The following is a 12,568-nucleotide window of genomic DNA, read 5'->3' as shown; positions in this document are numbered from 1 at the left end:
CATCATTTCATCTCTGGAGTCGTTATGAGTCAGCAGGATGCGGCCAAACAACAGGCCAATACCCGAAACAACATTCGCGTGGTCTCCATTTTTACCGCCGCGGCGATAGGCCTCGTCGGCGTACTGGTGATCCTCTATGCCTGGCAGCTACCGCCGTTCACCCGGCATAGCCAGTTTACCGACAACGCCTACGTGCGCGGGCAGACCACCTTTATCAGCCCACAGGTCAACGGCTACATCACTGCCGTCAACGTCAAGGATTTCGCCATCGTTCAGCCGGGCGAGGTACTGTTCCAGATAGACGATCGCATCTATAAGCAGCGGGTGCACCAGGCCCAGGCCACCCTGGCGATGAAGGAGGCGGCGCTGCGCAACAACCTGCAGCAGCGCAAAAGCGCCGAGGCGACGATCGCCAAAAACGAAGCCGCGCTGCAAAACGCCCGCGCGCAGAATCTGAAAATCCAGGCCGATTTAAAAAGGGTGCAGGAACTGACCGCCGATGGCTCGCTGTCGATCCGCGAGCGTGATTCCGCCCGCGCCAGCGCCGCCCAGGGGGCAGCGGATATTGAACAGGCGAAAGCGGCGCTGGAGATGTCGCGCCAGGATCTCGAATCGACCATCGTCAATCGCGATTCGCTGGAGGCCGACGTGGCCAGCGCCAAAGCCGCCCTCGAACTGGCGCAGATTGACCTGCAAAATACGCAGATCATCGCCCCCACCGGCGGCCAGCTGGGGCAGATTTCGGTGCGTCTTGGCGCTTACGTCAGCGCCGGAACCCATCTGACTTCGCTGGTCCCGCCGCAGCACTGGGTGATCGCCAACCTGAAAGAGACCCAGCTGGCCGATGTGCGTATCGGCCAGCCGGTTACCTTCACCGTTGACGCGCTCAACGGCGAGACCTTCCACGGCAAGGTGCAGAGTATCTCCCCGGCGACCGGGGTGGAGTTCAGCGCTATTTCGCCGGACAACGCTACCGGCAACTTCGTCAAGATCGCCCAGCGCATCCCGGTGCGCATCACGGTTAACGAGGGGCAACGCAACAGCGAGCGCCTGCGCCCCGGCATGTCGGTGCAGGTGACCATTGATACCCGCGCGGAGAAGCAGCCATGATCCGCCCGGTCACCCTTGTCATCGTCCTGGCGCTGGTCGGCTGTCAGTTCGCCGATGTCCAGCGCGCGCAGCCGACCCTGACCATCCCTGCCGCCTGGCGGGCCGACGTTGGCCCTGCCAGCCCGGTGGAAGGCGTATGGTGGCGCAATTTTCATGACAGTGCGCTGAATCAGTATGTCGACCGGGCGCTGCGCTATAACAGCGATGTGCTGATCGCCCGCGAGCGGGTCAATGAGTATCAGGCGCGGGCGTATGCCGCCGACAGCAGCCTTTTTCCCTCGCTGGATGCCAGCCTGACCGGCACCCGCGCCCGCGCGCAGTCCGCCGCCACCGGCCTGCCGATCCACAGCACGCTGTACAAAGGCGGCCTGACCGCCAGCTATGATGTCGATATCTGGGGCGCGAACCGCAGCGCGGCCAGCGCCGCCGGGGCCAGCCTCGAGGCGCAGAAAGCCGCTGCCGCCGCGGCCAATTTGAGCGTCGCCGCCTCGGTGGCCGTGGGCTACGTGACGCTGCTGTCGCTGGATGAGCAGCTGCGGGTCACGCAGCAGACGCTCCAATCACGGGAAGACGCCTGGCGGCTGGCCAAACGTCAGTTTGAAACCGGGTATACCTCGCGCCTTGAGCTGATGCAGGCGGATTCGGAGCTGCGCTCAACGCGGGCGCAGATCCCGCCGCTGCAGCACCAGATTGCGCAGCAGGAAAACGCCCTCAGCGTGCTGCTGGGGGATAACCCCGGCGCGGTCAAACGTGGCGAATTCGCCGGGCTCACCCCGCTGCGTCTGCCCTCGCAGTTGCCGTCCACCCTACTCAACCGCCGCCCGGATATCGTACAGGCCCAGCGTCAGCTGGTAGCCGCCGATGCCACCCTGGCCTCGTCGCAGGCGCAGCTGCTGCCGTCTATCAACCTGACCGCCACCGGCAGCCTGCAGGACCGGACGCTGCCGGATCTGCTCGACGATCCGCTGCGACTGTGGAGCATTGGCGGTAGCATCCTGGCGCCGCTGCTTAACCGCCAGGCGTTAAACGCCCAGGTGGATGTCTCCATGGCCCAGCGCAACCAGGCGCTGTACAGCTATGAGAAAACGGTGCGCGGCGCGTTCAAAGAGGTCAATGACAGCCTTGACGCCATTAGCCGCTATGGCGAACAGTTGACCGAGCTGCAGGGACAGGTGGCGGTAGCGGAGGAAACATTGCGCATTGCGCAGAATCGCTACCGTAACGGCTACTCTTCGTATCTGGATGTGCTTGATGCCCAGCGAACGCTGTTCTCCACCCAGCTTAGCGTGGTCCAGGTGAAGAATAACCTGCTGCTGGCGCAGATCGATCTGTACCGGGCGCTGGGAGGCGGCTGGATGAACGCGTGAAAAGCCTGCTCGCGTCGGTCCGCCACCGTCCAGAGCGCGGAAGCCAGTATTCAGGCCGGGATAGCGTTGCGCCACCCGGCCACTACTACCACCAGGGAGTTAATCTATGCAACAACAGTGGTCTGCTGTCGATAATTACATGATTTCTTCGCTTATTCCTGATGATGACGTGCTGAGACAGGTTCTGGAAAACAACAAACGCGCCGGGCTACCTGAACATGATGTTGCGGCCAATCAGGGGCAATTTCTGGCGCTGTTGGTGCGCATGACCCAGGCGCGGCGGATCCTTGAAATTGGCACGCTCGGCGCCTATAGCGCCATCTGGATGGCGCGTGCGCTGCCCGCCGACGGAAAGCTGATTACCCTCGAGGCCGACCCGACGCATGCGGGGGTGGCGCGCCAGAATATCCGCCTCGCCGGGCTAAACGAGCGCATTGAGCTTATTGAAGGACCCGCGCTGAACACGCTGGAAAATTTGGCGAACACGCCGCCATTCGACCTGATCTTTATTGATGCCGATAAACCTAATAATCCTCACTATCTGGAGTGGGCGCTGCACTATTCCCGCCCCGGGACGCTGATCGTGGGCGATAACGTGGTGCGCGATGGCGAGGTGATTAATGGGCAAAGCGATGACGCGCGTGTGCAGGGCGTGCGTCGGTTTATCGAGATGATCGGCGATAACCCGCGGCTCACCGCCACCGCGCTGCAGACGGTGGGCATTAAGGGATGGGATGGCTTTACGCTGGCGCTGGTGAATGGCTGAGATCCGGGCGGCCTGATGCCCTCACCCCGGCCCTCTCCCCCAGAGAGAGGGAGAAACCCCGCTCTCCTGCCCGGCAGCACCAGCCTGCATGAACCTATGCTGCCGGGCCCGCGGGGCTTTCTGCCGCGGAGGATCATCGAGGATAATAGGTATACTGGTAGTGCAGAGACTGATCTTTCATTGCCCCTGCAGCAGGCTGCTCGCCATACTCCGCAGTACAGTTCCCCTCGGGATCCCACCCTAAACAACGGGCCTGGCGTGGTCCATTATACGTTGAGGTCGTTTCCCGGGATATCCAGCGCCCTTTTTCATCCCAACGCAGCGTCGAGGTGGAGTCCGAGTCAGCCATGCGGCTAAGGCGCCCATCCGTATAGCGGTAATCGACAGCAAGCATGACCATCATACCGCCGTTGACCGTTTTACGGACCAGGCGGTGCCGGTCGTCATACTGATAGGTGGTCGTATGCAGGACTTTGGGCGGTTGCTGCGTCGCGGACACATTTTCGGCGCGCACAATCCGCCCGAGAGAATCGGTATAAAACTGTTCGCGCATCACCATCTTGCTGATATTTCCCGTCGCGCTCCGGGTCTGCCGGATATATTCCCGCATCCATCCTTTATCATTTCGCCAGCGAACATTATCTCTGACGATCGTTGAGCCATGTGCTGTGTTAAGGGTTTTTGCCCGCTCATAGCTTGCCAGCCGGCGGCATCGCGCGAAACGAAGGGCGCCATATTCGTTATTCTGGCTGCCGACGATTTGCACGCTCTGCACTTCGCCGTTCAGCGGCGGAAGGGAGGTCAAAATAAAAAAGTTCGCATCGTTGATCGCCCGCTGTGTTTCATCGCAGGAGGAAGCGTCAACGAAGGGTTTACACGCGGGCATCACAAGGATAGCCAGCGCCAGCATGAGGAATTTGTCCATATCAAGAAGGGTAAAAATAGACTCCGTGTTCTGGTTTTCCTGCGAAACAAGGCTAAAAATACGCGAAGACGGCCGATGACCCAAGCCGGCAGGTCGATTTTCAGATTCCGTTCATTTTTCATTCGGCGGGGAAGCATCAGGGCGGGGAGATAACCGGGTACGGCGTACGGCTTCGCGACCGCTCCCGGGTTTCCCCTGCCCGGCAAGCACTGCGCCGCCGGGCAGGGAAAAGGGTGGGATTACGGCGTCACCTGCTCCATCGCCTGCAGGACACGCTTGTCCGAGATGGGGTACGGGGTCCCCAGCTGCTGGGCGAAGAAGCTCACCCGCAGCTCCTCGATCATCCAGCGGATCTCCCGGACATCGTCGTCCTCACGGCGGTTCGGCGGTAGCTTATTCAGCCACTGCTGCCACGCCTGCTGCACGCTCTCAATTTTCAGCATCTGCGCGCGGTCGCGGTGCGGATCGATAGCCATCTTCTCCAGGCGCTTTTCAATCGCCTGCAGGTAGCGCAGCGTATCGCCAAGACGACGGAAGCCGTTGCTGGTGACAAAGCCGCGGTAAACCAGCCCCGCCATCTGCGCTTTGATGTCCGACAGCCCCAGCGCCATGGTCATATCCACCCGGCCTTTCAGCCGTTTGTTGATATTGAACACCGCAGTGAGGATCTGCTCGACCTGTTTGGCGATCTCTACCACCGTCTCGTTGAGCTCGGCGCGAACTTTATCGTGCAGCTGGTTGAAGCCCTCTTCCGTCCATACCGGACCGCCCGCCTCGTCGATAAGCTTATCAACGCCGCAGGAGATACAGTCGTCAATCAGATCCAGCACTTTGCCGTACGGGTTGAAATAGAGCCCGAGCTTGGCTTTGTTCGGCAGTTTCTCGTGCAGATACTTAATCGGCGACGGAATGTTAAGCAGCAGCAGGCGACGCAGACCGCGCCACATGGCCTGCTGCTGTTCCTGTGGATTATCAAACAGCTTGATGGCCACGCTGTCGCGCTCGTCCACCAGCGCCGGCCAGGCTTTCACCTTATAGTTGCCGCGCTTCTGTTCATAGCTTTCCGCCAGGGTGCCAAAGCTCCAGATATGCAGCCCGCTCTGCTCGATGCCATCATCAGCGACCGCCGACAGCGTCTCCTGAACTTTGCCCTTCAGCGCCTCTTTCAGCGCCTGCAGCGAGCGCCCTTCCTGCAGCTTCTTGTTTTTATCATCCACCACCCGGAAAGTGATTTTCAGGTGATCGGGCACCTGATCCCACTGCCAGGCTTCGCGGTCGATGGTCACGCCGGTCATCTTACGCAGCTCGCGCTCCAGGGAATCGAGCAACGGCAGCTCAAGCGGCGTCGCCCGGCCAAGAAACGCTTCCGCATAGTTGGGAGCCGGGACAAAATTGCGCCGCACCGGCTTCGGCAGCGATTTTATCAGCGCGATAATCAGCTCGCGACGCAGGCCGGGGATCTGCCATTCAAACCCGGCCTCCTCCACCTGGTTCAGCAGCGGCAGCGGAATATGCACCGTCACGCCGTCGGCGTCGGCGCCCGGCTCAAACTGATAGCTAAGCCGCAGCTTAAGGTTGCCCTGATGCCAGAAGTTCGGATAGTCCAGCTTGCTAACCTGCTCCGCCCCTTCCTTAATCAGCATGCTCTTCTCAAAGTTGAGCAGATCCGGCGTCTCTTTGCTGGCCTGCTTCCACCAGCTGTCGAAGTGGCGGGCGGAGATGACGTCGTGGCTGATGCGCTGGTCGTAGAATTCGAACAGGGTCTCGTCGTCCACCAGAATGTCGCGGCGGCGCGACTTATGCTCCAGCTCTTCGATTTCCGCCCGCAGCTTCAGGTTCTCCCGGAAGAAGGCGTGGCGCGTTTGCCAGTCGCCCTCCACCAGCGCGTGGCGGATAAACAGCTCGCGGCACAGCGCCGGATCGATCTGGCTGTAGTTGACCTTACGCGCGCCCACGATCGGCAGGCCGTAGACGGTGACCTTTTCCGTCGCCATCACCGCGCCCTGCGCCCGCTCCCAGTGCGGCTCGCTATATGAGCGTTTGATCAGGTGCTGTGCTACCGGCTCCACCCACTCCGGCTCAATGCGGGCGGCAATGCGGCCCCACAGCCGGCTGGTCTCCACCAGTTCCGCCACCATCGTCCACTTCGGCGGCTTTTTAAACAGACCGGACCCCGGGAAAATGGAAAAGCGGGCGTTGCGCGCCCCGGTAAACTCCTGTTTATCGGCATCCTTCATGCCGATGTGCGACAGCAGACCGGTCAGCAGCGCGGTATGGATCTCGCGATATTCCGCTGGCTCGCTGTTGATCGGCAGGCCAAGCTCCTTCACCACCTGGCGCAGCTGGGTATAGATATCCTGCCACTCGCGCACGCGCAGATAGTTCAGAAAATCGACCCGGCACTGACGGCGGAACTGATTCGACGACAGGGCTTTCTGCTGTTCGCCGAGATAGTTCCACAGGTTCACAAAGGCAAGGAAGTCAGACTCTTTATCGTGAAAGCGGCGGTGTTTTTCGTCAGAGGCCTGCTGTTTGTCCATCGGCCGCTCGCGCGGATCCTGAATCGACAGCGCGGAGGTGATGATCATCGCTTCTCGCACGCAGCCGTGCTTCTGCGCCTCCAGCACCATCCGCGCCAGACGCGGGTCTACCGGCAACTGGCTAAGCTGACGGCCCATCGGGGTCAGCTTGTAGGCGGTGGCCTGCTCATCGGTGGTGATGGCGCCCAGCTCTTCCAGCAGGCGCACGCCGTCCTGAATGTTGCGCTTATCCGGCGCTTCAACGAACGGGAAGGCGGAGATATCGCCTAAGCCCAGGGCGGTCATCTGCAGGATGACCGACGCCAGGTTGGTGCGCAGAATTTCCGGATCGGTAAATTCCGGTCGCGACAGGAAATCGTCTTCTGAATAAAGACGAATACAGATCCCTTCCGAGACGCGACCGCAGCGGCCTTTACGCTGGTTGGCGGACGCCTGGGAAACTGGCTCGATCGGCAGGCGCTGCACCTTGGTGCGGTAGCTGTAGCGGCTGATACGCGCGGTACCGGGATCGATAACGTACTTAATGCCCGGTACGGTCAGCGAGGTTTCCGCCACGTTGGTCGCCAGCACGATGCGTCGTCCACTGTGCGGCTGGAAGACGCGGTTCTGCTCGCTGTTGGACAAGCGAGCGTACAGCGGCAGCACTTCGGTATGGCGCAGATCCAGCTTATTCAGCGCATCGGCGGTATCGCGAATCTCCCGCTCGCCGCTCATAAAGATCAGAATATCGCCGGGCCCTTCGCGCCCGAGCTCATCGACGGCATCAAAGATCGCCTGCAGCTGATCGCGCTCGGTATCGTCCGCCTCTTCCACTATCGGCCGATAGCGCACTTCCACCGGGTAAGTCCGCCCGGAGACTTCGATAATCGGCGCATTATTGAAATGCTTTGAGAAACGTTCCGGGTCGATGGTCGCCGAGGTGATGATGATTTTCAGGTCAGGACGGCGCGGCAGCAGCTCTTTCAGATAGCCGAGCAGGAAGTCAATGTTCAGGCTGCGCTCGTGCGCTTCATCGATAATGATGGTGTCGTACTGCATCAGCAGGCGATCCTGCTGGATCTCCGCCAGCAGAATACCGTCGGTCATCAGCTTGACCATGGTGTTGTCGCTGACGTGATCGCTAAAGCGGACCTTATAGCCGATACAGCCGCCCGGCTCCGTTTGCAGCTCCTCGGCGATACGGTTGGCCACGGTTCGCGCGGCCAGACGGCGCGGCTGGGTATGGCCGATTAGCCCTTTCAGCCCGCGGCCCAGCTCCATGCAGATTTTTGGCAGCTGGGTGGTTTTACCCGAACCGGTCTCCCCGGCGACAATCACCACCTGGTGATCGCGTACCGCCTCGAGAATTTCTTGTTTTTTCTGGCTAACCGGCAGATTTTCCGGATAGGTGATGGCCGGACGCGCCGCTTCGCGCAGCAGGACTTTACCGGCTGCCTGGCTTATCTCCTGCGCCATCTCCTGAAGGATGGCCTGTTGCGATTCAGGATTTTTAACCTTCTTCACGCCGTGCAGACGGCGGGCAAAGCGCGTTTTGTCGCGCAGCATCAGGCCGTCGAGCTGGTGATAAAGCTGGGGGAAGGTGATTTTTTGTTGTTCTGTCATAGCGTTATCGGGCAGAGCTCTGCCGGGAAAATCTCTTTTGAAGTATTGCCTTAGAGTACCACATCTGCGTCACTCATGCCTTGTTCAAAAAATCTGAACATAGGATTCGATATATTGCGCTATCTCTGTGGCGCGATTGTGAATACAGTGTCATCAAGCACCAGGGCACTGACCCGTCAATCACATTAAAAAAGGAAACACCCATGAGCAAAGTATTAGTTCTGAAATCCAGTATTCTGGCAGGGTACTCACAATCTGGTCAGCTTTCCGACTATTTTGTTGAACAATGGCAGGAAAAACACCCGGGCGACGAGATCACCGTGCGTGACCTGGCCGCTAATCCGATCCCGGTTCTGGATGGTGAACTGGTTGGCGCCCTGCGTCCGAGCGACGCGCCGCTGACTCCGCGTCAGCAGGAAGCGCTGGCCCTTTCCGACGAGCTGATCGCTGAACTGAAAGGCAACGATGTGATTGTTATCGCTGCGCCGATGTACAACTTCAACATCCCGACGCAGTTGAAAAACTATTTCGACCTGGTGGCTCGCGCCGGCGTTACCTTCCGCTACACCGAAAAAGGGCCGGAAGGTCTGGTGACCGGTAAACGCGCGGTCGTCGTGACCAGCCGCGGCGGTATCCATAAAGATACCCCGACCGACCTGGTCACCCCGTACCTGTCCACCTTCCTCGGCTTCATCGGCATCACCGACGTGAACTTCGTGTTCGCCGAAGGTATCGCTTACGGCCCGGAAGTCGCGGCCAAAGCGCAGTCTGACGCGAAAGCGGCCATCGACAGCGTGGTTGCAGCCTAATAGTTAACTCCTCTCGCTTCCTGCGGGAGGAGATTTTTGCTTTTTCTCGTAGCGCAAATACCCCACCACGCCTCCGCCGCCATCTTTTGGATGATTCACGCCGTCGTTGACTTCCACGCAAGGAAAATCGAAAGGTGAAACGCCGTCAATGCAGGCCACATTCACCCCATACTGCTGTGGGTTTGAACGCCGTTGATGAAAGGTGTAGATCCCGCATACCGAGCAGAAAAAGTGCACGGCTTCCCCTGTATTAAAGCGATACTCTGTGAGCTTATCCCTGCCGCGTACCACATCGATTCCTGAACGCGGCGAAGAGACCGCGACCGCCCCACGCATTCGACAATATGAACAGTTACAGCGCCGAACGGTGTTGAAGCCGTCGCTGAGCTCAACGGTAAAGGCCACCGCACCGCAGTGACAGTGAGCGGATAATTTCTCTGCCATTATATTTACCCCTCAGGTGGAGGATTTTGGCCGCAGGTTTTCATCAAACTCCAGCCGCTTACGCCCGTCCTCCACTTCCCGTAATGGCTCAACCTGGTGGAGCGTCTGCTTACAGCGTTCCACCAGCACCTGGTATTCACGGGTACCGTGCTTTTTCCACGCCAGCTCCTGTTCGCTCAGGACGCGAATCGCTTTTGCCGGGCTCCCGATAATCAGATGGTTGGCGGGCATCTCGGCGTTGGCTTTGACGAAGGCCGAGGCGCCGACAATGCTGTTTTCGCCGATAGTCGCCCCGTCGATAATCACCGCGCTCATGCCCACCAGCGCGTTGCGGCCAATTACGCAGCCGTGCAGAATAGCGCCGTGGCCGATATGGCCCTCCTCTTCCACCACCGTATCCTGGCCTGGGAAGCCGTGCATCACGCAGTTGTCCTGTATATTGGCCCCGTCTTTGACCACGATGCGGCCAAAATCGCCGCGCAGGCTGGCGTTGGGCCCAACATAGACCCCTTTGCCGAGGATCACGTCGCCAATCAACACCGCGGTCGGGTGGACGTAACTCTCCTCCGGCACCACCGGGGTCAGTCCATCAATCTGATAAATCGGCATGCAACCTCCTTATGCGCCCGGCAAACCGCCAAAGCGCTGATAATAGAGCGGGCCCGGCGCGGGAAGCTCGCCGACCGAGCTTTCACCTTTCTCGCTGACGAACGCCAGCGCGCCGGGACTCACCCGTTGGTAAATATTGATACATAGCTGGCGGGCGGTTTGCCCCGCCCAGTGCGCCGGCAGCAGCTCTTCCGGCAGCAGCGGATCTTTGAGCACCACCCGGCGATAGAAATGAATCAGCAGGAGCTGGATCTGAAAGCTGCGCTCCGGCGTTAACTCCGCGGGGTCGCAGTCACGGAGCAGCGGCAGTATCGGCCGAAATAGCGAGATGAACGATTCATACATCTCGTTTTGTTCGGTGAGATGCCAGCACTCCTCTACCCGGCTGCGCAGCGCCGCCCGGGAGAGCGCCAGCGGCGAGTGGGCTTCAAAACAGATGACGTTTTCGGCGACGCCTGCTTCGTGGAGCAGCGACTGGACATCCGCCAGCTTTTGCGACGGCGAGGCTAACAGGCTCGGCGCCAGCGCGCCAAATCCCTGCCACAGCAGCTGCTTTTTGACGTCGGCCAGCACATTTTTTTCCAGGCCTTCTGAGAGCAACAGCAGCCAGGTACCATCCCATTCCGGGGCGTTCGCCCGATAAATTTTATGTTCCGCACGACGGGTCAGGCGCAGCCCTTTGTCGCTCAGACGATAGAAGCTGCGGCGGCCGATACGGACGACATCAAGCCACTCTTCTTTATTGAGGCGAAACAGCGCGGTGCGGACGAAGCGCTCGCCGAAGCCTAATCCTTCCAGCAGCGCCGCGACGCTGCCCAGCCACACTTCCCCACCGCGTTGTAATAAGGCGTCGCCATACAGCGAGGCGATCAATGACGTGCCGCTGATCGGCGTCGCCGTCACGGCTTGTTGAATAAAGGCGTCGAGTTTACTCATCTGATTCATGCTGTTGTTATATTTTTCCTTTATGAATCATAGCACAGGAATTCCCCCGGCTGAGGGCGTAAAGGCCTCAGCCGGGCTAACCGCGTAGCCCCGGTCAGCGCAGCGCCACCGGGGAGAGGTTTAACCGCTGACCACCGCTTTACGCAGATCAAATACCCGACAGGCTTTGCCTTCAGAGCGCGGAATGCTGCCGCAGTTGACGATAGTGATATCGGTGGAGATCCCGACCATCGACTTGATGCGGTGGCGCAACTGGTGACAAATCTGGCAGCGCTGCTCGTGACTCAGCGCCAGCCCGCTCTCTTTCAGCTCCACGCGCACCGCCAGCGAATCAAGATGGCCGCGGCGATTGACCTCCAGCTGGTAGTGCGGCGCCAGATGTTCAAACTTAAGGATCTCCTCTTCCAGCTGCGACGGGAAGACGTTAACCCCGCGGATGATCAGCATATCGTCGCTGCGTCCGCTGATGCGGTCCATACGGCGCATAGTGCGGGCGGTGCCCGGCAGCAGGCGCGTCAGATCGCGGGTACGATAGCGGATCACCGGCAGCGCCTCTTTGGTCAACGTGGTGAACAGCAGTTCGCCGTGTTCGCCATCGACCAGCGGCGTGCCGTCGTCCGGGTTAACGATTTCCGGGAAGAAGTGGTCTTCCCAGATGGTCGGGCCGTCAACAGTCTCCAGACACTCCATCGCCACCCCCGGCCCCATCACCTCCGACAGACCGTATATGTCCAGAGCGGTGATCCCCAGCCGGCGCTCGATCTCCGCGCGCATCGCCAGGGTCCACGGCTCGGCGCCAAAGACGCCGACGCGTAATGAACAGCCGCGGGCATCGCCGCCCATCTGGCGCTCCAGCTCTTCAATCAGATTCAGACAGTAGGACGGCGTCACCATGATCATATCCGGCTTGAAATCACGGATCAGCTGCGCCTGTTTTTCGGTCTGTCCGCCGGACATCGGGATCACCGTCGCGCCTAAGCGTTCTGCGCCGTAGTGCGCGCCAAGGCCGCCGGTGAACAGGCCATAGCCGTAGGCGACGTGAATTTTATCTTTCGCCGTGCCGCCGGCGGCGCGCAGCGAACGGGCGACGATATTGGCCCAGTTATCAATATCGTTCTGCGTGTAGCCCACCACCGTCGGTTTGCCGGTGGTCCCGGAAGAGGCGTGAATGCGCACCACCTGCTCCATCGGCACCGCGAAGGTATCGAAGGGATAGTTGTCGCGCAGATCCTGTTTGGTGGTGCACGGGAATTTGGTCAGGTCGCTCAGTTCGCGAAAGTCGTCAGGGTGCACGCCGGCGGCGTCGAATTTGCGACGATACATCGGCACATTGTTATACGCATGATTCAGGGTCCACTTCAGCCGTTGGGTTTGCAGGGCCTGCAGCTCATCACGCGAGGCGGTTTCAATCGGATCTAATTTTGTAGTAGTTATCATTGTAGGGTACTCGC

10 protein-coding genes are annotated in these 12,568 nt (G+C 59.9%); 4 read left to right on the top strand and 6 right to left on the bottom strand.

Annotated features, from left to right (window positions below; genetic code table 11):
- Positions 1-24: 24 nt before the first annotated feature.
- From GQR96_RS10870 to GQR96_RS10860, 3 genes are all read left to right on the top strand, one after another.
- Complete coding sequence (locus GQR96_RS10870) at positions 25-1,110, top strand: HlyD family secretion protein (RefSeq protein ID WP_004204059.1); 1,086 nt, start codon at positions 25-27, stop codon at positions 1,108-1,110.
- Positions 1,107-2,477: an efflux transporter outer membrane subunit gene (locus GQR96_RS10865; protein WP_069734187.1), complete on the top strand. Its 1,371-nt coding sequence runs from the start codon at positions 1,107-1,109 to the stop codon at positions 2,475-2,477. Before GQR96_RS10870 ends, GQR96_RS10865 begins: the two co-directional genes overlap by 4 nt.
- Positions 2,478-2,583: 106 nt before the next feature.
- Positions 2,584-3,243 carry an O-methyltransferase gene (locus GQR96_RS10860; protein WP_017898725.1) on the top strand — a complete coding sequence of 220 codons (660 nt, stop codon included), beginning with the start codon at positions 2,584-2,586 and terminating at the stop codon, positions 3,241-3,243.
- A 133-nt stretch (positions 3,244-3,376) separates the two neighbouring features.
- Here GQR96_RS10860 and GQR96_RS10855 read toward each other — a convergent pair whose 3' ends face one another.
- Both GQR96_RS10855 and hrpA read right to left on the bottom strand, forming a co-directional pair.
- On the bottom strand, positions 3,377-4,153 hold the full coding sequence (locus tag GQR96_RS10855; RefSeq protein ID WP_224052058.1) for a hypothetical protein: 777 nt from the start codon (positions 4,151-4,153) through the stop codon (positions 3,377-3,379).
- 254 nt (positions 4,154-4,407) lie between these two features.
- Positions 4,408-8,310, bottom strand: coding sequence for an ATP-dependent RNA helicase HrpA (gene hrpA, locus GQR96_RS10850; protein ID WP_069734188.1), 3,903 nt, complete (start codon positions 8,308-8,310; stop codon positions 4,408-4,410).
- A 203-nt stretch (positions 8,311-8,513) separates the two neighbouring features.
- On the opposite strand from hrpA, the gene azoR reads away from it, so the two are divergent.
- Positions 8,514-9,119 carry an FMN-dependent NADH-azoreductase gene (gene azoR / locus GQR96_RS10845; RefSeq protein WP_002902889.1) on the top strand — a complete coding sequence of 202 codons (606 nt, stop codon included), beginning with the start codon at positions 8,514-8,516 and terminating at the stop codon, positions 9,117-9,119.
- 3 nt (positions 9,120-9,122) lie between these two features.
- Here azoR and GQR96_RS10840 read toward each other — a convergent pair whose 3' ends face one another.
- From GQR96_RS10840 to paaK, 4 genes are all read right to left on the bottom strand, one after another.
- The gene (locus GQR96_RS10840; protein WP_025999094.1) at positions 9,123-9,566 is read right to left on the bottom strand and encodes a GFA family protein; all 444 of its coding nucleotides are present in this window, start codon (positions 9,564-9,566) and stop codon (positions 9,123-9,125) included.
- A 9-nt stretch (positions 9,567-9,575) separates the two neighbouring features.
- Positions 9,576-10,172 carry a phenylacetic acid degradation protein PaaY gene (paaY, locus tag GQR96_RS10835; RefSeq protein WP_004204049.1) on the bottom strand — a complete coding sequence of 199 codons (597 nt, stop codon included), beginning with the start codon at positions 10,170-10,172 and terminating at the stop codon, positions 9,576-9,578.
- A gap of 9 nt (positions 10,173-10,181) precedes the next feature.
- Positions 10,182-11,108, bottom strand: a complete 927-nt coding sequence (gene paaX, locus GQR96_RS10830) for a phenylacetic acid degradation operon negative regulatory protein PaaX (protein WP_025999095.1) — start codon at positions 11,106-11,108, stop codon at positions 10,182-10,184.
- Between the two features lie 129 nt (positions 11,109-11,237).
- Positions 11,238-12,554 carry a phenylacetate--CoA ligase PaaK gene (gene paaK, locus GQR96_RS10825; RefSeq protein WP_065802389.1) on the bottom strand — a complete coding sequence of 439 codons (1,317 nt, stop codon included), beginning with the start codon at positions 12,552-12,554 and terminating at the stop codon, positions 11,238-11,240.
- Between the last annotated feature and the right edge of the window lie 14 nt (positions 12,555-12,568).

Source organism: Klebsiella sp. PCX (assembly GCF_021869705.1).
Taxonomy (GTDB): Bacteria; Pseudomonadota; Gammaproteobacteria; order Enterobacterales; family Enterobacteriaceae; genus Klebsiella; species Klebsiella quasipneumoniae.
Note: the sequence above shows the minus strand (reverse complement) of the source record. Positions and strands in the feature narration are given on the sequence as shown.